Origin of the sequence: Streptomyces sp. NPDC006739, assembly GCF_042869815.1 — a bacterium.
In the GTDB taxonomy this organism is placed as follows: domain Bacteria; phylum Actinomycetota; class Actinomycetes; order Streptomycetales; family Streptomycetaceae; genus Streptomyces.
The window spans coordinates 1-24224 of record NZ_JBIAGM010000018.1 but is presented as its reverse complement, the minus strand read 5'-3'; the positions used below and the strand labels follow the sequence as shown (position 1 = coordinate 24224).

At 69.4% G+C, this 24224-nt stretch carries 20 protein-coding genes, 1 tRNA gene and 3 pseudogenes; 13 read left to right on the top strand and 11 right to left on the bottom strand.

What is annotated here, in order from left to right; genetic code table 11:
- The first annotated feature begins 32 nt into the window (after positions 1–32).
- From rph to rdgB, 3 genes are all read left to right on the top strand, one after another.
- On the top strand, positions 33–770 hold the full coding sequence (gene rph, locus ACFYMM_RS30530; RefSeq protein WP_388392156.1) for a ribonuclease PH: 738 nt from the start codon (positions 33–35) through the stop codon (positions 768–770).
- 148 nt (positions 771–918) lie between these two features.
- The gene (locus ACFYMM_RS30525; RefSeq protein WP_388392154.1) at positions 919–1314 is read left to right on the top strand and encodes a hypothetical protein; all 396 of its coding nucleotides are present in this window, start codon (positions 919–921) and stop codon (positions 1312–1314) included.
- A 154-nt stretch (positions 1315–1468) separates the two neighbouring features.
- A complete protein-coding gene (gene rdgB, locus ACFYMM_RS30520; protein WP_388392151.1) occupies positions 1469–2071 on the top strand; it encodes an RdgB/HAM1 family non-canonical purine NTP pyrophosphatase in 603 nt (200 codons plus the stop codon).
- A 42-nt stretch (positions 2072–2113) separates the two neighbouring features.
- Here rdgB and ACFYMM_RS30515 read toward each other — a convergent pair.
- Positions 2114–2198, bottom strand: a tRNA-Leu gene (locus ACFYMM_RS30515).
- Positions 2199–2613: 415 nt separating this feature from the next.
- Positions 2614–3081, bottom strand: a complete 468-nt coding sequence (bcp, locus tag ACFYMM_RS30510; RefSeq protein WP_388392148.1) for a thioredoxin-dependent thiol peroxidase — start codon at positions 3079–3081, stop codon at positions 2614–2616.
- Positions 3082–3174: 93 nt separating this feature from the next.
- Between bcp and ACFYMM_RS30505 the strand changes: the two genes are divergently transcribed.
- Together ACFYMM_RS30505 and ACFYMM_RS30500 are read left to right on the top strand one after the other, a co-directional pair.
- The gene (locus ACFYMM_RS30505) at positions 3175–3504 is read left to right on the top strand and encodes a DUF3618 domain-containing protein (protein WP_388392145.1); all 330 of its coding nucleotides are present in this window, start codon (positions 3175–3177) and stop codon (positions 3502–3504) included.
- Between the two features lie 9 nt (positions 3505–3513).
- Entirely contained in the window at positions 3514–3870 is a 357-nt protein-coding gene (locus tag ACFYMM_RS30500) for a GroES family chaperonin (RefSeq protein WP_388392142.1), read from the top strand.
- Between the two features lie 54 nt (positions 3871–3924).
- On the opposite strand, the gene ACFYMM_RS30495 is transcribed toward ACFYMM_RS30500, so the two are convergent.
- Positions 3925–6693, bottom strand: a complete 2769-nt coding sequence (locus ACFYMM_RS30495) for a transglycosylase domain-containing protein (RefSeq protein ID WP_388392426.1) — start codon at positions 6691–6693, stop codon at positions 3925–3927.
- 781 nt (positions 6694–7474) lie between these two features.
- On the opposite strand from ACFYMM_RS30495, the gene ACFYMM_RS30490 reads away from it, so the two are divergent.
- The 4 genes from ACFYMM_RS30490 to ACFYMM_RS30475 all read left to right on the top strand — a co-directional run bounded on the left by ACFYMM_RS30490 (position 7475) and on the right by ACFYMM_RS30475 (position 11066).
- A complete protein-coding gene (locus ACFYMM_RS30490) occupies positions 7475–8275 on the top strand; it encodes an ABC transporter permease (RefSeq protein WP_388392140.1) in 801 nt (266 codons plus the stop codon).
- Positions 8276–8369: 94 nt separating this feature from the next.
- Positions 8370–9179 (top strand): ABC transporter permease, encoded by an 810-nt coding sequence (locus ACFYMM_RS30485; protein ID WP_388392424.1) that lies wholly within the window; start codon positions 8370–8372, stop codon positions 9177–9179.
- 38 nt (positions 9180–9217) lie between these two features.
- On the top strand, positions 9218–10201 hold the full coding sequence (locus tag ACFYMM_RS30480; protein WP_388392137.1) for an ATP-binding cassette domain-containing protein: 984 nt from the start codon (positions 9218–9220) through the stop codon (positions 10199–10201).
- Between the two features lie 91 nt (positions 10202–10292).
- Entirely contained in the window at positions 10293–11066 is a 774-nt protein-coding gene (locus ACFYMM_RS30475) for a DUF1707 domain-containing protein (RefSeq protein WP_388392135.1), read from the top strand.
- 69 nt (positions 11067–11135) lie between these two features.
- Here the strand turns inward: ACFYMM_RS30475 and ACFYMM_RS30470 are convergent, their stop codons facing one another.
- Positions 11136–12470, bottom strand: coding sequence for an SGNH/GDSL hydrolase family protein (locus tag ACFYMM_RS30470; protein WP_388392132.1), 1335 nt, complete (start codon positions 12468–12470; stop codon positions 11136–11138).
- A gap of 172 nt (positions 12471–12642) precedes the next feature.
- On the opposite strand from ACFYMM_RS30470, the gene ACFYMM_RS30465 reads away from it, so the two are divergent.
- The gene (locus ACFYMM_RS30465; RefSeq protein WP_388392130.1) at positions 12643–14022 is read left to right on the top strand and encodes a DUF445 domain-containing protein; all 1380 of its coding nucleotides are present in this window, start codon (positions 12643–12645) and stop codon (positions 14020–14022) included.
- A gap of 90 nt (positions 14023–14112) precedes the next feature.
- Entirely contained in the window at positions 14113–15675 is a 1563-nt protein-coding gene (locus tag ACFYMM_RS30460; RefSeq protein WP_388392128.1) for an MFS transporter, read from the top strand.
- A 41-nt stretch (positions 15676–15716) separates the two neighbouring features.
- Here ACFYMM_RS30460 and ACFYMM_RS30455 read toward each other — a convergent pair whose 3' ends face one another.
- Together ACFYMM_RS30455 and ACFYMM_RS30450 are read right to left on the bottom strand one after the other, a co-directional pair.
- Positions 15717–17180, bottom strand: a complete 1464-nt coding sequence (locus ACFYMM_RS30455; RefSeq protein ID WP_388392126.1) for an alginate lyase family protein — start codon at positions 17178–17180, stop codon at positions 15717–15719.
- A gap of 160 nt (positions 17181–17340) precedes the next feature.
- Positions 17341–17643, bottom strand: coding sequence for a hypothetical protein (locus tag ACFYMM_RS30450; RefSeq protein ID WP_388392124.1), 303 nt, complete (start codon positions 17641–17643; stop codon positions 17341–17343).
- A 149-nt stretch (positions 17644–17792) separates the two neighbouring features.
- Here ACFYMM_RS30450 and ACFYMM_RS30445 point away from each other — a divergent pair, with 149 nt between their 5' ends.
- Positions 17793–18236: an Hsp20/alpha crystallin family protein gene (locus ACFYMM_RS30445; protein WP_388392421.1), complete on the top strand. Its 444-nt coding sequence runs from the start codon at positions 17793–17795 to the stop codon at positions 18234–18236.
- A gap of 297 nt (positions 18237–18533) precedes the next feature.
- On the opposite strand, the gene ACFYMM_RS30440 is transcribed toward ACFYMM_RS30445, so the two are convergent.
- From ACFYMM_RS30440 to ACFYMM_RS30430, 3 genes are all read right to left on the bottom strand, one after another.
- Positions 18534–19076 carry an MOSC domain-containing protein gene (locus ACFYMM_RS30440; protein ID WP_388392122.1) on the bottom strand — a complete coding sequence of 181 codons (543 nt, stop codon included), beginning with the start codon at positions 19074–19076 and terminating at the stop codon, positions 18534–18536.
- A gap of 149 nt (positions 19077–19225) precedes the next feature.
- The gene (locus tag ACFYMM_RS30435; protein ID WP_388392418.1) at positions 19226–19429 is read right to left on the bottom strand and encodes a DUF397 domain-containing protein; all 204 of its coding nucleotides are present in this window, start codon (positions 19427–19429) and stop codon (positions 19226–19228) included.
- Positions 19430–19443: 14 nt separating this feature from the next.
- Positions 19444–20289, bottom strand: coding sequence for a helix-turn-helix domain-containing protein (locus tag ACFYMM_RS30430; protein ID WP_388392120.1), 846 nt, complete (start codon positions 20287–20289; stop codon positions 19444–19446).
- Between the two features lie 205 nt (positions 20290–20494).
- Here ACFYMM_RS30430 and ACFYMM_RS30425 point away from each other — a divergent pair.
- Positions 20495–20893 (top strand): annotated as a pseudogene (locus ACFYMM_RS30425) (ATP-binding protein); the annotation flags it as partial.
- A gap of 59 nt (positions 20894–20952) precedes the next feature.
- Here ACFYMM_RS30425 and ACFYMM_RS30420 read toward each other — a convergent pair.
- Both ACFYMM_RS30420 and ACFYMM_RS30415 read right to left on the bottom strand, forming a co-directional pair.
- Positions 20953–24101, bottom strand: a pseudogene (locus ACFYMM_RS30420) (DUF3427 domain-containing protein).
- A gap of 39 nt (positions 24102–24140) precedes the next feature.
- Positions 24141–24224: pseudogene (locus tag ACFYMM_RS30415) on the bottom strand (transposase); the annotation flags it as partial.

Sequence of the window (24224 nt, the reverse complement as noted above, 5' to 3'; positions counted from 1 at the left end):
CCCCTTCCGCCGCTACGGCTAGGCTCATCCGCATGTCTCGAACCGACGGCCGCACCGCCGAACAACTCCGCCCGGTCACCATCGAACGCGGCTGGAGCAAGCACGCCGAGGGCTCCGTCCTCGTCTCCTTCGGCGACACCAAGGTCTTCTGCACCGCCTCCGTCACCGAAGGCGTCCCCCGCTGGCGCAAGGGCAGCGGCGAGGGCTGGGTCACCGCCGAGTACGCCATGCTGCCCCGCGCCACCAACACCCGTGGCGACCGCGAGTCCGTCAAGGGCCGCATCGGCGGCCGCACCCACGAGATCAGCCGCCTCATCGGCCGCTCCCTGCGCGCCGTCATCGACTACAAGGCGCTCGGCGAGAACACCATCGTGCTCGACTGCGACGTCCTCCAGGCCGACGGCGGCACCCGCACGGCGGCCATCACCGGCGCCTACGTGGCGCTGGCCGACGCCGTCGCCTGGGCACAGGGCAGGAAACTCATCAAGGCCGGCCGCCAGCCGCTGACCGGCACGGTCTCCGCCGTGTCCGTCGGCATCGTCGGCGGGGTGCCGCTGCTGGACCTCTGCTACGAGGAGGACGTCCGCGCCGAGACCGACATGAACGTCGTCTGCACCGGCGACGGCCGCTTCGTCGAGGTCCAGGGCACCGCCGAGGCCGAGCCCTTCGCCCGCGAGGAACTCAACGCGCTGCTGGACCTCGCCGTGGCCGGCTGCACGGACCTGGCGGCCCTGCAGCACAAGGCGCTCGACGCGACCCTCACGAAGTAACCCGCACGACCGGGGGACGGGCGGGACCGGCGCGACGGACGAGGCCGGTGGTGCGGGCGGGCGCAGGCAACCCGGCCGCCCGCCACCGCGTCCCTAAGGATGTCCACGGGGGCCCCGCGCGGGCCTGACAAGGGGAGGGAACACACCCATGGCCGCGAGCCGACACCGACGTACCGCGATCGCCGCCCTCGGAGCGGCCGCAGCACTCACCGTCGGCCTTCTCAGCGGCTGCTCCGCCGTCAACAAGGCCCTGGACTGCGTGCACACCGCCGACTCCATCGCCGACAGCGTGACCGAACTCCAGCAGGCCGTGGAGAACGCGGCGAACGACCCCACGCAGGCCGACGCCTCCATCGCCTCGATCGAGAAGAACCTCGACAAGATAGGCGACAAGACGGACAACGTGGACGTCAACAAGGCCGTGGACCACCTGAACCAGGCGGTGGCGAACGTCCGCACCGAGATCAAGAACGGCGACAAAACCCCGGACGTCACCCCGGTCACGGACGCGGCCGGCGAACTGACCAAGGTCTGCACCCCCTGATACGGGCACTCCCCGATGCGGGCACTCCCCGATACGGGCACTCCCCGATACGGGCACTCCCCGATACGGGCACTCCCCGATACGGGCACTCCCCGATACGGGACCTCCCCGATACGGGACCTCCCCGATACGGGACCTCCCCGATACTGGGGGCATGACCCGCTTGATCCTCGCCACCCGCAACGCCGGAAAGATCACCGAGCTGAGGGCCATCCTCGCCGACGCAGACCTGCCCCACGAACTGCTCGGCGCCGACGCCTACCCCGACGTCCCCGACGTCAAGGAGACGGGCGTCACCTTCGCCGAGAACGCGCTGCTGAAGGCCCACGCCCTCGCCCGGGCCACCGGCCTGCCCGCCGTCGCCGACGACTCCGGCCTCTGCGTCGACGTCCTGAACGGCGCACCGGGCATCTTCTCGGCCCGCTGGGCGGGACGGCACGGCGACGACCGCGCCAACCTCGAACTCCTGCTGGCCCAGCTCTCCGACATCGCGGACCAACACCGGGGAGCCCACTTCGCCTGCGCGGCGGCCCTCGCCCTGCCGGACGGCACGGAACGGGTGGTCGAGGGCCGGCTCCACGGGACCCTGCGCACGTCCCCGTCCGGCACGAACGGCTTCGGCTACGACCCGATCCTCCAGCCGACCGGCCAGTCCCGAACCTGCGCCGAACTGACCCCACCCGAAAAGAACGCGATCAGCCACCGGGGAAAGGCGTTCCGGGCACTGGTACCGGTGATCCGGGAGCTGTTGGGCTGATGCACGGGTAAGGGGCCGTCCCGTGGGGCGGCCCCTCTGCTGTGCGGCCGGTGGGACTCGAACCCACACGGGTGTGAACCCACTGGGACCTAAACCCAGCATGACTGCCAAATTCCATCACGGCCGCTCAAAAACGGTCATCATGCTCGACCGGCAGCGTTCAGTGTACGGGTAGAGCGAGTTATACGGCGAGTGGCGCCCTCGCCTTCTGACGGCACCACGTCTCCGTCGACGCATGACAGTTGGGGCACAGGTACCGGAGATTTTCTCGGCGGTTGTCGCGCCATTCCCCGTTGACGTGGTCGATCTGCAGGGTGATCGGCCGCCCAAGCCACTCGCCCGTGTTGCCGCAGGTCTCGCATGCGTACGGCACCCCGATCTCGGCCAGGGCCCGGTGAAGCTGGGATCTGTTGGTCCGTCCGGCGTCGGGCGGCAGAACGACCAACACCCGGTGAGAGACGGGCTTGGGGGTGAAGCACTTGCGAGGGAAAGCGGCCCGCGCCCGGTCGCCCCGGTGCGGGCCGCCGTAGGTGGAGGGAGTGTCAGACCCCCAGGTCTTTGATGATCTTGGCGACGTGGCCGGTCGCGCGGACGTTGTACAGGGCCCGTTCCACCTTGCCCTCCTCGTCCACGACGATCGTGGAGCGGATGACGCCCAGGTACGTCTTGCCGTAGTTCTTCTTCTCGCCGTACGCGCCGTAGGCCTCGGTGACCGTCTTCTCCGGGTCGGCCGCCAGCGTGACCTTCAGGGACTCCTTCTCCCGGAACTTCGCCAGCTTCTCCGGGCTGTCGGGGGAGATGCCGATGACGTCGTACCCGGCGTCGGCCAGGAGGGAGAGGTTGTCGGTGAAGTCGCACGCCTGCTTCGTGCAGCCGGGGGTCAGCGCCGCCGGGTAGAAGTAGACGATCACCTTGCGGCCCTTGTGGGCCGACAGGGACACCTCGTTGCCGTCGGCGTCGGGGAGGGTGAAGTCGGGGGCCACGTCCCCGGGCTGGAGTCGCTCGCTCATCGGTCTAGCGTAACGGGGGGTCCTGACAGTGCGGCGGCGCCGAGAGCTGACAGACTGTCCGGGACACGCATCACAGACTTCGGAGGCCGTACGGTGGCGGACACGTCGGACAGCAGAACCCCGGCGCAGATCGAGGCGGACATCAAGCGCCGCCGCGAAGTGCTGGCCGAGACCCTCGACGAGATCGGGGTGCGGGTGCATCCCAAGACGCTCGTCGGCGACGCCAAGGCCAAGGTCGTCGCGAACGTCGACAACACGCTCGGACGGGCCTACGTCCAGGTCAACCGCGCCGTGAGCGAGGTCAGGGCCCAGTTCGTGGACGAGAAGGGCGCGCCCCGGCTGGAGCGGGTCGTGCCCGTCGCCCTCGTCGTCGTCGGGGTCGTGGGGCTGCTCACCCTCGGTTCCCGGCGCCGTAACAGGTAGGTTCGGGGCGTGAGCGCCAAGAGGAACGACAGCACCCCCCATCACGACAAGCTTCCCATCCGGATGCTGCACGACCGCGTCCTGGTGCGGCAGGAGGCCGGCGAGGGCGAGCGGCGTTCGGGCGGCGGCATCCTGATCCCCGCCACGGCGGCGGTCGGGCGCCGGCTGGCCTGGGCCGAGGTCGTCGCGGTGGGGCAGAACGTACGGACCGTGGAGCCCGGCGACCGGGTCCTGTACGACCCGGAGGACCGCGCCGAGGTCGAGGTGCGGGGTGTCGCGTACGTGCTCATGCGCGAGCGCGACCTGCACGCGGTGGCCGCGGACCGGTTCGAGGGGTCGGAGGACTCCACGGGCCTTTATCTCTGAATCCCCGAGCAGAAAGAGGGGGCTGGTGACCACGGTCACCAGCCCCCTCTTGCGTCATTGACCCGGTGGACCTCCCGCGCCCGCCGTGGTCCCGGTCGTGGTGCCGTCCGTGCCGCCGTTGTTCCCGCCGCCGGCGCCGTCACCCGCGGTGGTCCCGGCGTCGGTGCCGGCGGTCGTGCCGCCGTTGTTCGCGCCGGCCGTCCCGTTGCCCGCGGTCGTCCCGGTGGTGGTGCCGTTGGTGGTGCCCTGCGCCGTGTTGCCCGTGGTGGTGTTGCCGTTGGTCGTGCCGTTGCTGGGCGTGCCGGTCGCACCGCCGTTGTTCTGGCCGGCCGTCTGGCCCTGCGTCTGGCCCTGGCCGCCCTGGCCGCCGCCGGGGGTGGCGCCGTTGGTCGGGGTGCTGGTGCCGGGCTGCGTCGGTGCCTGGCTGGGCGGGGCCTGGACGTCGGCGCCCTGCTGCAGCTGGAGGTCGAAGTCGCCGGCCGGCTTGCCCTGCAGGGCGTCCTTGGTGAACTGGGCCCAGATGGCGGTGGGCGCGCCGCCGCCGTTGACGCGGGGCAGGCCCATCGCGCCGTACAGCGGCTTGTGGGCGGCCGTCACCGGGTCCTGGCCCATGACGGAGACGACGGTGGCGAGGTCGGGGGTGTAGCCCGCGAACCAGGCCGCCGTGTCCTCCTCGGCGGTGCCGGTCTTGCCGGCCGCGGGGCGGCCCGCGGCCTGGGCGGCGGTGGCGGTGCCGTTGTCGACCACGCTCTGCAGGATGGAGGTCGTGGTGTCGGCGGCCTCGCGGGGGACGGCCTGCCTGACCTGCTGGTCGGGCAGCTTGATGTCCTGGGCGCCGTTGGTGACCTTGTCGATCATCGAGTACGTGCCGTGCCGGCCGTGGTTGGCGAGCGTGGCGTAGGCCTCCGCCATGTCCAGGACGCTGGCGGTGGAGGTGCCGAGCGCGATGGACGGGTAGGGGTTGAGGTCCTTGGTGTCGGAGGGGATGCCGAGGTCGACGGCGGTCTGCTTGACCTTGGCCGGGCCGACGTCGACGGCCATCTGCGCGTACACCGCGTTGACCGACAGGTCGGTTGCCTTGCGCACGGTGATGTCGCCGTACGACTTGGAGTCCTCGTTCTCCGGCGCGTAGGGGCCGCCGCTCCAGCCCTGTACCGGCCGCTTGTCGGTGCCGTCGTAGTAGGTGTTCGGGGTGATGGTCTGGCCGTCCTGCGTGGTGGAGTTGTTCTCCACCGCCGAGGTGAACACGAACGGCTTGAAAGTCGAGCCGACCTGGAAGTCACCGCGGGTGGCGCCGTTGGTGTACTGCTTCACGTAGTCGACGCCGCCGTACATCGCGACGACCTTGCCGGTCTTGGGGTCGACGGAGGCGCCGCCCGCGCGGACGTAGTTGTCGACCTTGTTGTTCTTCTTGTCCAGCTTGTCCATCAGCTGCTGGTTGACGGCCTTGACGAAGGCGTCCTGCTTGTCCTTCTGCAGGGTGGTGGTGATGCGGTAGCCGCCCGCCTCCAACTGGTCGGCGCCGATGATGTTGTTGGTGGTGAGGTAGTTCTTGACCGCCTCGACGATGTAGCCGCGCTGGCCGGACAGGCCGGTGGAGACCGTCTGTTCCTTCGGCATCGGGAACTTCATGCCGGCGCGTGCGGACTGGCTGAGCCAGCCCTTCGTGACCATGCCGTCCAGGACGTAGTTCCAGCGGGCGACGGCGGCCGACTTGTTCTCGGGGTGGGCGACGACGTCGTACTCGCTGGGCGCGTTGACCAGGGCGGCGAGGTAGGCGGCGCGGGCCGGGTCGAGGTCGCGGGCGTCCTTGCCGTAGTAGGCCTGGGCGGCGGCCTGGATGCCGTAGGCGTTGCGGCCGAAGTAGCTGGTGTTGAGGTAGCCCTCGAGGATGTCGTCCTTGGACTTCTCGCGGTCCAGCTTGATCGAGATGAAGAACTCCTTGGCCTTGCGGGTGACGGTCTGTTCCTGGGCCAGGTAGTAGTTCTTCACGTACTGCTGGGTGATCGTCGAGCCGGACTGCTTGCCCTTGCCGGTCGCCGTGTTCCAGGCGGCGCGGAGCATCGCCTTGGGGTCGATGGCGGACTCGGTGTAGAAGTCGCGGTCCTCGGCGGCGAGTACGGCGTGCTGGGCGTCCTTGGAGACCTGGGCGAGGGTGACGTTCTCGCGGTTGATCTGGCCGTCGCGGGCCAGCTGGGAGCCGTCGGCGTAGAGGTAGACGTTGCTCTGCTTGGTGGCGAGCGCGTTGGCCGGCGGGATGTTGACCATGGAGTAGCCGAGGAAGAACAGGCCCATGATCAGCAGGATCCCGAACATGAAGGTGCCGAGGACCATGCGCCAGGTGGGGATGATCCGTCGCCATCCGGTGCGCTTGGGCCGCTTGCCCTTCTTCGCGTTCTTGCCGCCGCCGCTCCCGTTACCGGGGTTGCCCGGGGTGCTGGAGGGGGCGGCGGGACTGTCGAGGGCAGCTGTGGGGGATGTGGCTTGAGTGCCTGCGGTGCCTGCCGTGGCTGGAGCGCCTGAAGCGCCGGCGGCCGCGCCGGCCTGGGCGGCTGCCGCACTCGCGGCACTCGCCACGCCCGCGGCGCCGACGGCCGCCGAGGCGGCTGCCGCGCCCTTCGGGATCCGGGCCCGTGCGCCCGACTTGGGCGCCTGGGCCGTCTGGCCCGCCGGGGTGGCGTCGGAGGGCTGGGCGGGCCGGGGGACCTGGACGCGCCGGAGGACCTGGGTGCTCTCGCCGCCACCGGCGGCGGCGCCCGTCTCGGCCGTGGGGGTGGGCGCGCCGGCCCGGCCGCCGTTGTCCGCCGTGACGCGGCGCAGCACCTGCGTGCTCTCACCGGTACCGGCAGTACCCGCGGCACCGGCGGCCCCCGCTGCCTTGCCGTCGTCGCCGTCCTCGCCGTCCTTGACGTCCTTGACGTCCTGGACGGGCCGGAGGCGCTGGGTGCTCTCGACCGGACCGGCGCCGACGGCCGGCGGCCCCGCCTGCTCGTCCTCGTCCGCCCGCACGCGCCGGAGAACCTGGGTGCTCTCGGCACCGCCGGCCGCGCCGGCGCCCGCCGGGGCCTCGGAGGGCGCACCGGTCTCAGGGGCCGCCCCTGGGCCGGACGTCCCCTTCGCCCCCGGGCCTGCCCCCGTCGTGCCGCTCGTCGGCCCCCCTGCCTCGTCGCCACGGTCGCCATCGGCGGTCCTGGCCGCCGGGCTCGGCGAGCCGCCCGCCCGGTCCGCCCGGTCCTCCCGGCCGTCCCGGTCGTTCTCAGGTGCCGTAGGCGTCTCGTCCGCCCCGGAGGACTTCGCTGACGCCTGCTCCCCGACCTCCCGCTTCCCGGGCCCGTCGGCCGCCGGCGGCTTTCTCGTCGCGCCGCCCTGGTTCGGCTGGTGCGGCTGCGGCTCGTCGCTCATGTCGTGCACGGACTCCTGTTTCGCGTCGTACGTTCACGTACGCCTCGTACGCCATCTGCGCCCCCCGTTGAAGACTCTCGCACCAAGCGTTCCGTTCCCGGATTCCGGCACGCTTCCGGGCCGGAAAATGCGTGGTGTGCCACATGTCCGCCGGACTAGGATCCTGCGCTTCGGTGTCTGAGGTCTCGGGAGGTAGATCGACGTGGGCGCTGGACGGTTGTACGCGGCCGTCGCGGCGGGGGGTTTCCGACGATACGCGACGTATCGGGCGGCCACTGCCGCCGGGGTGTTCACGAACACCGCCTTCGGCATGATCCTCGTCTACACCTACACGGCCCTGTGGAACGAGAAACCGCACCTCGGAGGGTACGACAAGGCCCAGGCGGTCACCTACGTATGGATCGGACAGGCCCTCCTCAAAACTCTGGCCAACGGTGGCGGTGGCGTGGAGGGCGAGTTGATGGGACGCATCCGTACGGGGGACGTGGCGATCGATCTTTACCGGCCTGTCGATCTTCAAATGTGGTGGTTGTCCGCCGATTTGGGCCGGGCCGGTTTCGAGCTGCTGGGCCGTGGTGTGATCCCGTTCCTGGTGGGGGCGCTCTTCTTCGACCTGGCGCTGCCCACCCGGGTCACCGCCTGGGCCGCGTTCCTGGTGTCCGTGCTGCTGGCGATGCTGGTGAGTTTCGCCATCCGGTACCTGGTGGCGCTGTCCGCGTTCTGGCTGCTGGACGGCACGGGTGTGATGCAGCTGTCCTGGCTGGTGGGGTGGTTCTGCTCGGGGATGATCCTGCCGCTGAACGTGTTCCCGGGCGCCTTCGGCGATGTCGTACGGGCCCTGCCCTGGTCCTCGCTGCTCCAGGCGCCCGCCGACCTGCTGCTCGGGCACGCCGACCCGCTCGCCACCTACGCCTTCCAGGCCACCTGGGCGGTGGCGCTGCTGGCGGCCGGGCGGATGGTGCAGGCGGTCGCCACGCGCAGGGTGGTGGTGCAGGGTGGGTGAGACCGCCGGCCCGAAGGAGGGCGTCCGGCCGGGCGAGGACATCGGGTCGGGCGACGGCGTCCGGCCGGGCGAGGGCCTCCGGCCGGCGGAGGGGCTGCGGCTGGGGGACGGACTGCGGACGTATCGCCTGATCGCCGCGATGTGGATCCGTTCCACGATGGCCTACCGCGCCTCGTTCGCGATCACGACGGTCGCGAACTTCGCGGCGACCGCGCTCGACTTCGTCGCGATCCTGCTGATGTTCTCCCGGGTGCACGCCCTCGGCGGCTACTCGCTGCCCGAGGTGGCCTTCCTGTACGGCGTCTCCAGTACCACCTTCGGGCTCGCCGACCTGCTGATCGGCTCGATGGAGAAGCTGGGGGCGCGGGTGCGTGACGGCACGCTGGACACCCTCTTCGTGCGCCCGGCGCCGGTGCTCGCGCAACTGGCCGCCGACCAGTTCGCGCTGCGTCGGCTCGGGCGGACCACGCAGGGCGTGCTGGTCCTCGGCTTCGCGCTCGCGCGTCTGGACATCGACTGGACGCCGCTCAGGCTGCTGCTGATGCCGGTGATGCTGCTGAGCGGCTGCGCGATCTTCTGCGCGGTGTTCGTCGCGGGCGCCGCCTTCCAGTTCGTGGCGCAGGACGCCTCCGAGGTGCAGAACGCGTTCACCTACGGCGGTACGACACTCCTGCAGTACCCGCCGACACTGTTCGCGACGGATCTGGTACGCGGGGTGACCTATGTGCTGCCGCTCGCCTTCGTCAACTGGCTGCCCGCCACGTACGTGCTGGGGCGGCCGTATCCGCTGGGTCTGCCGCACTGGGTGGCGTTCGCCCCGCCGCTGGTGGCGGTGGGGTGCCTGGCGCTGGCAGGGGTGGCGTGGCGGGCCGGGCTCAGGTCGTATCGGAGTACGGGAAGCTGAAGAACTGCGTACGGGAAGCTGAAGGGCTGCCAAGGACTGTGGACGAACACTTCATCGAACTCGACGGCGTCGAAAAGGTCTTCGACGTGCGCAGGAAGACCGGCTTCCTCAAGCGGGAGCGGCGGCAGGTGCGGGCGGTCGACTCGATCTCCTTCACCGTGCCGCGCGGTGAGATGGTCGGCTACATCGGGCCGAACGGCGCGGGCAAGTCGACCACCATCAAGATGCTGACCGGCATCCTCACCCCGAGCGCCGGCCGGCTCAGGGTGGCCGGCATCGACCCGTCCCGTGAGCGTGCCCGCCTGGCGCATCGCATCGGCGTGGTGTTCGGGCAGCGTACGACGCTGTGGTGGGACCTCCCGCTGATCGACTCCTACCGTCTGGTGCACCGCATGTACCGCGTCCCGGACGCCCGTTACCGCGAGAACCTCGACCGCTGCGTCGAACTCCTCGAGCTGGGCGAGCTGTTGGACGTCCCGGTCCGGCAGCTCTCCCTCGGTCAGCGGATGCGCGGTGACATCGCGGCGGCCCTGCTGCACGATCCCGAGGTGCTCTACCTCGACGAGCCCACCATCGGCCTGGACGTCGTCTCCAAGGCCAAGGTGCGCGGCTTCCTGCGGCAGTTGAACGCCGAGCGGGGCACCACCGTCCTGCTGACCACCCACGACCTTCAGGACATCGAGCAGCTCTGCTCCCGTGTGATGGTCATCGACCACGGCCGGCTCGTGTACGACGGCCCGCTCGCCGGTCTGCACGAGGCCGGGGAGAGCGAGCGCACCCTGGTGGTGGACCTGGAGCGGGAGCTGCCGCCGATCGAGCTGCCGTCGGCGCGGGTGGTGCGGGTCGAGGGTCCGCGCCAGTGGCTGGCCTTCCCGGCGTCGGCGTCGGCGGCCCCGCTGGTCGCGCGGATCGCGGCCGAGTACCCGCTGGTGGACCTCTCGGTGCGGGAGCCGGACATCGAGGCGGTGATCGCCACCATGTACGCGGAGGCGGCGGACCGGGCGGAGCGGCCGGTCGCGTAGCCCGCGCCGGAGGAGGCCGGCGGGCCCGTGCGCGAGGAAGCTGCCGGGAAGCTCGTAGCCTGCGCCCGGGGAAGCTCGTAGGCTGCTGTCCATGACCGACGATGCCCCGGAACTGCGCGCCTCCGACGCCGATCGTGAACGAGTCGCCGAGGTCCTGCGGGACGCCCTGGCCGAAGGGCGCCTGGACATGGCCGAGTTCGAGGAGCGGCTGGAGGCGACGTACCGGGCGCGCACCTACGGTGAGCTGACGCCGATCACCCGGGACCTGCCCGTCGCGGGCGCGGCGGTGGCCCCGCCGGCGGTGTCCTTCCGCAAAGAGCCCGCCGAGAGCGGGAGTTGGGCGAGCCGTATCGTCGGGGGCGCGGGTTCCTCGACGGGCGCGGTCGCCGTGATGTCCGGCTTCCAGCGCAAGGGCCGCTGGACGGTGCCCAAGCGCTTCACCTCCTTCGCCTTCTGGGGCGGTGGTGAGATCGATCTGCGCGAGGCGAACTTCGCGGACCGCGAGGTGGAGATCACCTGCATCGCGATCATGGGCGGTATGCAGGTCGTCGTGCCGCCCGGGGTCGAGGTGGAGGTGCGGGGCATCGGGATCATGGGCGGCTTCGACCACAGCGAGGAGGGCGTGCCGGGCGAGCCGGGCGCCCCGCGCGTGATCATCAACGGGCTGGCCTTCTGGGGCGGGGTCGGTGTGGAGCGCAGGATCACCCGCGAGGAGCGGCTGCGCCTGAAGGAGGAGCGCCGTCCGGACAAGCTGGACCGCGGGGCCGGGCGCCACGAACTGCACGCGGCCCGGCACGAAGCCCGGCACGAGGCGCGCGAGCGCCGCCGGCAGGAGCGGGAACAGCGCAGGCACGGGCGGTACTGACCGCCGAGCCGTTGGCGGTGGGCGGTACTGACCGCCGAGCCGTCGGCCCCCCTCGATCAGGCTCGTCGGCTACAGCTCGGTCTGTCCGGCCCCCTTCAGCTGCCGCAGGTCGAAGGTGTCGGCCATCTTCGCGAACCCGGCGTCGCTGGGGTGCAGATGGTCCCCGGAGTCGTAGTAGGGGCGCAGCCGGCGCGGGTCGTAGGGGTCCCTGAGCGCCTTGTCGAGGTCGGTGTAGGCGTCGTAGACCTGTCCGGCCCGGATCTGTGCGTTGACCCGCTGCCGTACCGCCTCCCGGGCCGCCGTCCAGCCGCGGCGCCCCTGGAAGGGCATCAGGGTGGTGCCGACGGCCTTCAGACCGCGGGCGTGGGCCTCGCGGACCAGGGTGCGCAGGCCGGCGGTGATCCGGTCGGGGTCGGCGAGGCGGGGGTTGCGCAGGATGTCGTTGATGCCGAGGTCGATGACGACGACCTTGGCGTTCGTCCGCGCCAGCACGTCCCGTCCGAAGCGGCCGAGGCCGCTCTGGTTCTCGGCGGGCCGGCCCAGTCCGTCGGCGAGGACCTGGTTTCCGCTGATGCCCTCGTTGACGACGCTGTAGCGGGGCAGGTCCTGGCCGCTCTCGACGGCCGCGCGCAGCCGTCCGGCCAGGACGTCCGTCCAGCGGCGGTTGGCGCCCTCGGTCGAGGTGATGCCGTCGGTGATCGAGTCGCCGAGCACGACGACGGTGCCGGCCGACTCGTTGCTCAGGACGTCGAGGGCGGTCACATAGCGCCAGTACGAGGTCTGTCCGGTGTAGGCGCCCGCGCTCACGTCCTCGGTGCGGTCCCCCTCGGCGACGTACGACACCTGGCGAGCGTTCGGGTGGTAGGTGACCGGGCCCGACGGGGTGGGGGAGTAGGTGGTGACCAGGACGTCCGTGTCGTGCGGGATGGCGAGGCGCACGGCGTCGCTCAGCACCTGGTCGCCGGGCGGGATGACGACTGCGGGGGCGCCGTCGAAGGTGAGCTGCCGCATCGTTTCGGCGACAGCGGCGGCGGTGCCGTCGGCGGCCGCGAGGGCGAGGGAGGCGTGGGTGATGCTGAGTGCGGACTGGCCGTAGAGATTGGACAGCGTGACGCGGGCACTCGTCCCCGCGGCGTCCGTGTGGACGACGTTGCGCACCGAGCGGCCGGCCAGGCCCTCGGTCTCGGTGCCCGGCTCGCCGCCCACCGGGGAGGTGGCCCAGGAGGCGACCCAGGTGCCGGTGGAGGCGGGGGCGACGGTGGTCTCGTGGTGGCCACGGTCGTCGCTGAGGGTGGAGCGGGGGGTGCCGTCGCCGGCCGCCACGCCTGCGTAGATGGCGGCGGACAGGGCCACGACCAGCGCGACGATCGCGCTGATCAGGGCATAGCCATGACGCTTGGTCATGCTTGTGTTGTTCTCCTCGGGCGATGGGAGCCCGAGGCTCCGATCTGATGAGCGCATGATGCGTCATGGCTCCGCCCACATTGACGCCGGGAACTCCTGTTCTGTTCCGGGAGTAGGTCAGGAAGGGACAATTGTGTGCGGGATCACCGCACTGGTGGAACGGGTGGAGCTGATGGAACGCACGCAGACGGAAACAGCGGACGCGAACGCGGCGTACCGCGCGACGGGCAAGCCGTCCGGCACGTCGCCCGGCACGTCGTCCGGCGCGGGGGGCACGTCGTACCGCACCATGACGGCGTTCACGCCCGCGGACGAGGAACGGCAGCGCGGCGTACGGCGCATGAAGCTCACCGCGACCGGACTGCTGCTGTTCGTGGCCGTGGTCTACGTCCTCGCCAAGTGGGCCTCGAACGCGGGCGCCGGCCCCTGGACGGACTACGTCGCCGCGGCCGCCGAGGCCGGCATGGTCGGCGCGCTCGCCGACTGGTTCGCGGTCACCGCCCTCTTCCGCCACCCCCTCGGCCTGCCCATCCCGCACACCGCGATCATCCCCACCAAGAAGGACGCGCTCGGCGTCTCCCTCGGCGAGTTCGTCGGCGAGAACTTCCTCTCCCAGGACGTCGTACGGCAGCGGCTGCGCGCCGTCGGCATCGGCAGCCGGCTCGGCGCCTGGCTGGCCGACCCGGAGCACGCCGACCGGGTGACCGCCGAGCTGGCCACCGCGCTGCGCGGCGCGCTGACGGTGCTGCGCGACTCGGACGTGCAGGCGGTGGTCGGCGAGGCGATCACCCGCCGGGCCGACGCCCAGGAGATCGCGCCCGGCATCGGCAAGATGCTGGAGAAGGTCGTCGCCGACGGCGGCCACAAACGGGTCGTCGACCTGGTCGTCGCCCGCGCCCACGACTGGCTCGTCCTGCACGCCGACTCGGTGATGGACGCGGTGCAGGGCGGCGCGCCCGGCTGGACCCCGAGGTTCGTCGACAAGAAGGTCGGCGAGCGCGTCTACAAGGAGCTGCTGCGCTTCTGCGCGGAGATGCGGGACATGCCCTCCCACCCCGCGCGCGGCGCCCTCGACCGCTTCCTCGGCGACTTCGCCTCCGACCTGCAGTCCGACACGGACACCCGGGCGCGGGTGGAGCGGCTCAAGGGCGACGTGCTGGGCCGGGGCGAGGTCCAGGACCTGATCGCCTCCGCCTGGACCGCCGTACGATCCATGATCGTCTCGGCGGCGGAGGACGAGCGCAGCGAACTCAGGCTGCGTGTGCGCGCCTCCCTGCTCTCCCTGGGCGCCCGGATGGCCACCGAGCCCAAGGTGCAGGACAAGGTCGACAGCTGGGTCGAGGGCGCGGCGGTGCACGTCGTGACGACCTACCGCAAGGAGATCACCTCCCTGATCACCGACACCGTGGCCGGCTGGGACCCCGAGCACACCACCCGCAAGATCGAGGCGCACATCGGCCGCGATCTGCAGTTCATCCGGATCAACGGCACGGTGGTGGGCTCACTGGCCGGGCTGCTCATCTACGCGGTGTCCCGGGGGCTCGGAGCGTAGACGCCCTGCCAGGGGGCACCCGTCTCCCCGTCCTGGACGAGGTCCTTCGACGAGGTCCTTCGACGAGATCCTTCGACGAGGAGGGAGCCCATGGGAACAGCCGCGGCCGAGACCGGCCGGACCATCACCACCCGCATCCCCGCCCGGCTCGACCGTCTGCCCTGGTCCCGCTGGCACTGGACGATCGTCATCGGCCTGGGCACGGTGTGGATCCTCGACGGCCTGGAGGTCACGGTCGTCGGCAACATCGCCGCCCGGCTGTCCGAGCCCGGCAGCGGCCTGGCGATCTCCTCCGGCCAGGTCACCGGCCTCGCCGCCGCGCTGTACGTGGCGGGCGCCTGCTTGGGCGCCCTGTTCTGGGGCCGGCTGACCGACCGCTACGGCCGTAAGAACCTCTTCATGATCACCCTCGCGGTGTACCTGGCCGCGACCGCCCTGACCGCGGTCTCCTTCCAGTCCTGGTGGTTCTTCGCCTTCCGCTTCCTGACCGGCTTCGGCATCGGCGGCGAGTACGCGGCCATCAACTCCGCGATCGACGAACTGATCCCGGCCCAGTACCGCGGCCGCGTCGACCTGATCATCAACGGCAGCTTCTGGGTGGGCGCGGTCGGCGGCTCGCTGCTGTCGATCGTCGCGCTGAACACGCACCTGCTGGCAGCGAACGTCGGCTGGCGGCTGACCTTCGCGCTCGGTGTCGTCCTCGGCCTGGTCATCCTGCTGGTACGGCGCAACGTGCCGGAAAGCCCACGCTGGCTGCTGATCCACGGCCGCGAACAGGAGGCCGAGGAGATCGTCACCTCCATCGAACGGCGGATCGAGGCGGAGAAGGACGAGCCGCTCGCGGAGCCGCGGGGCGAACTGGAGATCCACCAGCGCCGTGGCGTCACCTTCCTGGAGATCGCCCGCACCGTCTTCTCGACCTACCGCAGGCGGGCCGTGCTCGGCTTCTCCCTCTTCATCGGCCAGGCCTTCCTCTACAACGCGATCACCTTCGGCTTCGGCGCCATCCTGACCAAGTTCTTCAACGTCCCGGCCGACCACACCGGCTACTACTTCGCCGTCATCGCGATCGGCAACTTCTGCGGCCCGCTGCTGCTCGGCAAGCTCTTCGACACCGTCGGCCGAAGGGTGATGATCTCCTCCACCTACCTGCTCTCCGGCATCCTCCTGTTCGGCACGGCCTTCCTGTTCGACCGGGGCTCGCTGAGCGCGACGACCCTGACCGCCTGCTGGTGCGCGGTGCTGTTCTTCGCCTCGGCGGGCGCCTCCAGCGCCTATCTGACCGTCTCCGAGATCTTCCCGATGGAGACCCGGGCGATGTCCATCGCCTTCTTCTACGCCCTCGGCACGGCGGCCGGCGGCATCAGCGGCCCCCTCCTGTTCGCCGACCTCACCAGCACCGGCAAGGTCGGCGACACGGTCCTCGCGTTCCAGATCGGCGCGTCCCTGATGTGCGCGGCGGGCCTGGTCGCGGCGGCCCTCGCGGTACGCGCGGAACGCCGCTCCCTGGAGGACGTCGCCCGCCCGCTGACCGCTGCGGCGGGCCGGGCGAAGGCGGCGGCGAAGGGGGAGCGGGGCAGGAAGGGCTCGCCCGGGTCCCCCGGTTCCCCCGGCACGCCCGGTTCACCTGGCTCGCGGACGGCCACGGCGTAGGGACGGCCACGGCGTAGCTACGACCCTACGACTCCGGGACCCTACGACCGCGTCCCCTCCTGCTCCGGCCCGCGCCCCCGGTCGCGGCGCCGCAGCAGGAGCAGCCCGCCCGCGACAGCGGTGACGCCCGCCGCCGCCGACCACCCGATGACCTCCTCGGAGCCGGTGGCGGCGAGCCCCTTGCCGGAGCCCGGGGCGGAGGCGGAGGTGCCGGTGGTTTCGGCGGTTTCGGCGGGATCGGGGGAGCCGTCCGCACGCGTACGGGCCCCGGCCCCCGCGCCTTCCGGGGCCGCCGGGGTCGGTGCCGCCGACGGGTCCGCCGACCGGTCCCGGGTGTACGCCAGCGTGCCGAAGCCGAGCTGGTCGTAGCCGCCGCTGTTGGGGCCGTAGTCCCCGCCCCCGCCCTCGGGCGCGGCCTTGGCGGCGATGCGGGTGAGGTAGGTGGCGGACAGGCCCCGGCGCTTGGTGTAGTGGTTGGCGATCATCGCCCAGACGGGACGGCTCATGGCCGGGCTGGCGGACGCCACACCGCTCGCGGTCTCCGACCCCGACCAGCCGCCGATCGCACCCTTGCGCCGGGTGTTCGCGGTGTACGGCACGCCCCCGCCCAGGCTCCACTTCGCCACGTACTGGGCGCCCTTGAGGAAACGGCTGTCGTCATAGCCGTACAGGTCGATGCCCTGGTTCCAGGCCATCTCGCAGACCGTACCCATCAGGCCGACGCCGAGCAGCGTGTGCCCCTGGTCGCGGCCGGCCTCCAGCCACTCGGCGAGCCCGTCGTCGTGCACCACGGGGATCGCGTGCCTGACCGCGCCGAGCCCGGCCCCGCTCTTGAAGTACTCCACGACCCGCTCCACCCTGGCCCGGTCGTCGCAGAAGATCCCGGTGGCCAGCACGCACGCCATGGCCGTCAGGTCCCAGTTGGGCCAGTAGTTGGTGATGACGGCGCCGTTGTGGTCGCTCAGGAAGGACTCGCTGAGCGGCGAGAAGACGTTCAGCAGCACCTTCTTCGCGCCGGCCAGGTCGAAGTCGGCGTGGTCGCGGACGAGTTCGGCGGCGTTGGCGAACTGGTAGCCGTACAGCCCCGCCGCCAGGAACCGGTCGGCGGACCCGCCGATCGAGGTCAGCTTCGCCGACCAGGCGTTGAGGACGGCCACCGCGGTGTCGGCGTGGGCCTTCTCGCCGCTGACGTGATAGCGCAGCGCGTTCTGGTAGGCGGCGTGGATGTCGTTGTAGAGGATCGCGTAGTTCTGCGGGCTGCCCCCGCCCCGGTACACGGTCGCCTGCGGATTGGCCCGCCAGCCCATCTGCGCGTGCCGGTTGGCGGTCAGCCTGGCGAACCCGGCCGTGTAGGGCGCGGCGCCCGCCTTCACCTTGGCCGCCATGCGCTCCAGATCGGTACGGGTGTGCAGGAGGCCGGGGTGCGCGAAGGCGCCCCCGGCACCCTCGGCGGGCGGCGCGGCCAGGGCGACGGCCGTGGCCTCGCCGCCCGTGGCCTTCAGCATGCTCCGACGGCTGAGCTCTCGAGTCACGTGCATGACAGGGAGACGGCGGCGGGGCGCGGCGGATAACAGAAACTCTCCCGGGACCTCTTCCGACGCTGGCCCGAGGCTCTTCCGAGGCCCTGCTACGGCTCCTTGCTACGGCTCCTGATCCGTGCCGGAGCTACGCCCGCCGGTCGGCGACGGCCCACGAAGCCAGCGCCACGGCCCCCGCGACCCCGAGCACGGACGGCCAGGCGCCGACCTTCCTGGCCAGCGGATGGGATCCGGCGAAGGCGGCGACGTACGCCACGCCCAGCGCCCCGGCGGCCTTCCCCCCGGCCCGCTTGCGCCACTGCTGAGCGGCGGCCGCCCCCGCGGTGGCCAGTACGACCCCGCCGAGCTGCCGCTTCTTGGTCCAGCGGGCGACGCCGTAGCCGCCCACGAGCCCGCTGGCCGCGATCACCGAACTGGGAACCTTCGCCATTTCCGCCTCCTCCGTCACTGCCCCGAAGGCTAACGCCCAGGCCACCGCCATCCCCGAACCTGAGCCAGGTCTTGTCAAGTTTCTTCGCCGGAGTTATATAAGAGTCGTAGGGCATCTCATCCAGTTCCTGAAGAGAGGAGTGACCCGTGATACTCATGCGTACGGACCCCTTCCGCGAACTCGATCGACTCGCGCAGCAGGTCTTGGGCTCCACCGGCTCCGCCGGCTCCGCCGTCCGCCCCTCCATGATGGCGATGGACGCCTACCGCTCCGGGGACGAGTTCCTGGTCCACTTCGACCTCCCTGGCGTCGCTCCCGAGACGATCGAGCTGGACGTGGAACGCAATGTGCTGAACGTCCGCGCCGAGCGGAGGTCCCCGGCCCCCGAGGACGCGGAACTGCTCGCTGCCGAGTGCCCGACGGGGACCTTCAGCCGCCAACTGTTCCTCGGCGAAACCCTCGATACCGACCGCGTCGACGCCTCCTACGAGGCCGGTGTCCTGACGCTGCGCATCCCGGTGACCGAACAGGCCAAGCCGCGCCGTATCCAGATCACCGGAGGAGACGCCGGCCGCAGGCAGATCAGCGGCTGAGACCGCCCGCCCGTCGGCCGCCCGCCCGTCAGCCGCCCGAGCGGCAGCCGACCGAACGCCCGCGTCCCGGGTTCCGCGTCCCGGGGACCGCCCGGGATGCGGCCCACTCCGTTCCCCTCGACGGCACCGTTGGCAGCTTTGGGCCTGCCTCCCGCCCTCGGCCTGCGGTATCTCCCACCCGGACCGGCCCAAATCCTCCACTTCCCGCACACAGACGAATGGGACGACCGGACGCCCCGCCCCCTCGCCGAGGACCACGGAGTGGCGACCTACGACGCGCGAGGGCGACGGCGGAACTCAGACCCGCTCAAGCACCCGGTACGGCGGCTCGGGCAACTCGACCTCGATCCGGTCCCCGGGCCGCACGACACCCCCGGTCACCACGACCCCCATGACCCCGGCCTTGAGCACGAGCCGCCCCTCGTCCCCGCGCCCGACGACCTCCTTCAGCAGCCCGCGCTGGAAGTTGTCGATCTGCAGACAGGGATTGCGCAACCCGGTCACCTCGACGACGGCCGCGTCCCCGAACCGCAACAGCGTCCCCACGGGCAGCCCGAGCAGATCGATCCCCCGGGTCGTGACGTTCTCCCCCAGCTCCCCGGGAGCCACCCGGAACCCGGCCCCGGCGACTTCCTCGAACAGCTCCTCATGAATGAGGTGAACCTGCCGGAGATTGGGCTGAGTGGGATCCTTCGCCACCCGCGACCGGTGCTTGACGGTCACCCCGGAGTGCACGTCCCCCTCGACCCCGAGCCCGGCGAGCAGGTTGATGCTCTCCCGATTGGGCTTGGTGAACGAGTACTCCCCGTTACAGCTGACCGCCGTGACCGTCCCACTCATCGCGGGCCCCCTTTTTCCCTGGACGACATCCGGCAGCGTACTCCGGCCGGTCATCAGGGCCTTTGCCCCGTTCGCCGCCGCCGGTGACGAAGTCACTGCACAGTTCGATGCTGGTCCCTGCTGCTACTGGCACTCGGCAGCGAGCAGTGTTAGCGCATCGGGGTAGGAGTGGAAGCCAGGGGGCCACCGTCCACAGCGGCTATGAAGGCCAGCCAAGCGGGCTCCCGGACGGATATGACCGGTCCGCCGGACTGTTTGGAGTCACGTACGAGAGCGCCGTCACCGGTCCATGCGCACTCGACACACTCGGTCCCGCTTCCGCCGCTGTAGGAGGACTTGACCCACCGATGCATCGGGTGTGCGGTCATCACGACTCCTTGCTTATGCGGTCGATGAACCCTGCCGAGGACTCGAGATCGAGTGCCTGAGCACTGAGATATTCGAACGCCAACCTATACCGCTGCAACTCGGGTTGCTTCTCCATGAAGAGGCCACCACCCAACAGATCCATGTACACGACGTCCAACTCGGGAGACGGCCCTCGAAGGATGGCGAAGCTCCCAACGGCCGCGGCGTGGGCGCCGGTTGAGAAGGGCAGAACCTGGACGGTGACGTGAGGCAGCCGTGAAACGGTGAGGAGGTGTTGGAGTTGCTCCCGCATGACGGCGCCTCCGCCGACTCGGCGTTGCAGGACCGCCTCATCGATCACGCACCAGATCTGCGGTGGATCGGCCCGCTTGAGGAGCTCTTGTCGCTTCATGCGGATGTCGACCATGTGCTGTACCTCGCGCTCGGCGCACTGCACTTCGGACGCACGATGAACAGCCTCGGCGTACGCACGGGTCTGCAGGAGTCCAGGGACGTACACACAAGCGTAGTGATCTTCGCGGACCACCTCGTCTTCCAGCGTGAGCATGAGATTCATCGACGCAGGGATCGGATCCGCAAGTGATCTCCACCAGCCCTGGATCCGTGCGCCCTTCGCCAGGTCGACCAGCGCGAGGCGTTCTTCGTCAGATGCACCGTATTCGCGGCAGAGTGCGTCAACCGCGGGCCACTTGACCGTCCCTTCCTTCGTCTCGTAACGGCTGAGCGTCGCCTTCGAAATACCGACCCGCAAACCTGCCTCTTCAAGGGTCAGGCCCTTGAGCTCGCGAAGACGGCGCAGGTCGGCGCCCAGTTGGCGACGACGAGTCGTGGGTCCGACAGGCATGTGTGTGAGCCCTTCCTATCGATCGGGCAAATCGTGCTGGCTGCCGCGACCGGACGGCAAGGTCGCGTGCGCCGGGGGCGCGCACTAGAAGGCTGCACTCCGATCCGGGCAGAGTGAGAGTTCCATTTTGAGAGTCTCAATGCAACCCTGTGTGTGCGCTCGATGACTTTTTGCAACTTACGGTCGTCTCAAAGGGAGTTGACGCATGACCTGCATGAGCTGCACGCCGAGGAAGCCGTGGAGCATTCCGTTCCTCGCCGAAGCCCAGGAAGTGGCAGCTCTACGCCGCGTTCTGCGCCTTCACCTGGGACTGTGGGGCCTGCCCGAACTGGTCGACCCGGCCCAACTGTGCGTCAGCGAGCTCGTCTCCAACGTGATCACGCACGTAGGTGAAGGAACCCCGACCACCCTCACCCTCTCCATGAACGGCACGCACCTGCGTATCGAAGTCCATGACCCCGACACCCGAGCCCTTCCGACGCTTGTCCGGGCGACCACCGATGCCGAAGCGGGACGCGGCATGGCCCTCGTCGACGCCGTCGCCGACCGCTGGGGTGTCCAGCCCCTCGTTGACTACAAGATCACGTGGTGCGAACTGGCGACTTCGGGCACACGGTCATGATGCAGACGCCGCCTTGGACTGGGCAGTCGGAGCTGAGGGCATCACCCAGCGCTGATTGCTGCGGAGAAAGACCAGACGTCGGCGGGGAGCTCATGCTCCAAGTCCCAGGTGATCGCCATTGGCTTGCTGCCGTTGTGCGTCCTGTAGGTGGCAGGGCCGAGGAGGATCCAGGGCTCGGATTTGCCGATGCTGTTCTCCTTGTAGCGGCGGAGGAATAGCAGGACGTGACTGCCCTGTCCGGCGTGGTTCTGGTAACGCAAGCCCGTCGGGGAGGTCTCGGATGTGTTGTTCTGGGACTCCCAGTGGTAACGGGTGGGGGTGATCGCGTAGTCCTTGTAGCGGACGTTGGGCGAGAAGTCCCGCTCGTTCTTCTCCGAGGTGATGAAGAGGGCGTCGGTCTTGATCTCCTCGACCCAGGACACACCCTGGGCGAAGACACCTGGCATCTGACCGCCCAGCCGCGCAACTCCGAGGGCCGCTAGGATTTCGGATCGGTTGTACGAACTGTGGACTTTGAGAGGCAGATGACTGAGCGTTCCATCGAGAGAGATCGGGAAGTGATCAGCCCGATCAAGAACGTACGCCAGTACCTGTTGCAGCTCTTCGCGTACCGCACCCTGGACGCGTAGGGACTCCAGGCCCTCCCGGTAGCTGGAGAAGCCGCCGGCCTTGTCCCAGAGGTTGAAGAACAACATGCGAGCGTACGTTTGCTCGGTCTGGGAGAGTGAATTGTAATCCGGGGCGTCGTCTGCAAGGAGGCGCAGATATACCTGAGCTCGCTCGGGGTCGTCCACGTGTAGGAAGGCGTGGACACGCTTCAAGAGGTCCTCTTCACCGGGCAGTGCATCGCCCTTGAGGAGCCCGGCTTTGCGTATGACCTTAGTCCAGGAATTCGCGCTCTTGTAAAGCTCTCTGATCTCCCGCCTGCTCTCGCGCAGGTAAGACGCAAGGGTGGGCGTGCTGTAGTCCCTCACTTCCTTCGCCAACGTGTTGATCGTGGCGCCGAGCTGCGTACGGATGTTGTCGAGGACGAGGTCCTTGGACTTGCCCTCCAGGATGATCTGGCAGCCAGACGGCAAGTGAGGGAAGTCTCGCTCGATGCTGTCGACCAGTCGAGAGCGGGAGAGATTGGTCAGCGCGCGGAACTGCTCCTCGAAGCGGAACTCCGCTCGGTGCTGCCCGATGAAGTCGAGGACGGTAAGGACCGGCTTGTTCGGAGTACGGCGTAGGCCACGTCCCAGCTGCTGAAGAAAAACGGTCGCGCTGTTCGTGGGGCGTAGAAGCAGCAGGGTGTCGACATCGGGGATGTCCAGGCCTTCGTTGAACAAGTCGACGGAGAAGATCACCTGGATCTTCCGGCCTTGAGGTCGTTAAGTGTTCGCTCGCGCTCGTTCGGGGGTGACTTGCTGTCGAGCGCTGCGGCTTGGATCCCCGCCCCGTTGAAGCAGGCGGCCATGAAGTGTGCGTGCGCCCTTGTCACGCAGAAGCCCAGTGCTCGCATGGATGACGGGTCGGCGATCTTCGCCTTGACCTGGTTGATGACGATCAGAGCCCGGGCATTGCTGGCCGTGTAGAGGTTGCCGAGTTCGTCCCGGTCGTAGGAACCAGCCCGCCAGTCGAGTTGCGACAGATCGGTGCCGTCCGGGACCCCGAAGTAGTGGAAAGGGCACAGCAGGTCGTTCTCCAGCGCTTCCCACAGCCGCATCTCGGCGGCGATTCGACCGCCGAAGAACTCGTCCTGCACGAAGACGCCGTCCATTCTCTCCGGTGTCGCCGTGAGACCAAGTAGTTCTACCGGATTAAAATGCTGAAGGATGCGACGGTAGGTGTTCGCCGTGGCGTGATGGAACTCGTCAATGACGATCACATCGAAGTGATCGGGGTTGAGTTGTTCCAACCGGTTGAGATTGAGGGACTGGACGCTGGCGAATACGTGCGTCCAGTCGCGAGGTTCCTGTCCGTTGTAGAGCAATTCGCCGAAGGAACCGTCGGCGAGCACCTCGCGATAGGTGCGCAACGATTGCTTCAGAATCTCCTTACGGTGGGCCACGAAGAGGAGCCGCGGGAGTTCTCCGCCACGCTGATCACGCAGTGTGCGGTAGTCGAGTGCCGCCATCACTGTCTTGCCCGTACCGGTTGCCGCCACCAGGAGGTTCTTGTGGTGATTGCGGATCTCGCGCTCGACGCGTAGCCGTTCCAGCATGTCCCGTTGGTGGGGGAACGGGCGTACTTCGAGACCCGAAATATTGATCTTTAGCTCACCGCCGGTCTCCTTGCCCCCTGCCAGGGCCAAGGCTTCAGCGAGGCGTTCCCCGTCGCGATCGGGGTCGTACGGCTCGAAGGCGACGTCGTCCCAGTAGGCGTCAAAGGTCGCCTCGAACTTCTCGAGCACCCTGGGGGTGGCCACGGACGACAACCGTACGTTCCACTCCAGGCCGTCAAGCAGTGCAGCCCTGGACAGATTGGAGCTGCCCACGTAGGCGGTGTCGAAGCCGGTGTTGCGGCGGAACAACCAGGCCTTGGCGTGGAGGCGAGTCGTTCTGATCTCGTAGTTGACCTTGACCTGAGCGCCGAATTCACGAACCAGCCGGTCAAGCGCGAACCGATCGGTGGCGCCGATGTAGGTAGTCGTGATGACGCGGATGGGGACGTCTCGCCTTTTCGCCGCACGCAGTGAGTCTTCGAGTACCCGTATGCCCTGCCACTTCACGAACGCGCAGAGCAAGTCGATGTGGTCGGCCGTGGCGAGCTCCGCGCGCAGTTCGGCGCCGAGGTTCGGATCCTCCGGGGCGTTGGTGATCAGCGCCGTCTCGGACAGGGGCGTGAGGGGGCGAATGGCGTACACGCCGGGTGCTTCCTGCTCGGCCAGCGCGAGCAGTTGCCGAGGTCCGTCGGCGATGGCGCCAACCATCTCGTCCACATCTGGATCGGGAGCGCTGGCCGCCAGCGAGCGCATGATCTGGTTGGCGACGGCCACCTGTTGGTCGTGGGGCAGTTGGGCCAACCTGAGTCTGACAGCCTCACCGATGTGCCGGGCGAGCACATGCGGGGTGGACTCTTCGCTGACCTCCGCGTCGATGGCCTTCCAACCGGTCGCGTCCAACTGCCTCATCTGTGCCTGGAGGCGACCGGTGATGAGTTCCTCGTACACACCGGCAACAGGCTGTGACAGCTCTCCTGGCTGAGTCATGCGCGGCCCCCTGATCCTCACGTGGCATCTAGTGCCGCATCAGGCAACGTTCGCCCTGTTCACGACCTCACGGAGGCGTTCGTCGGCGGCATGCTTGTTCCGCCAGATGATGTAGCGGCGGAT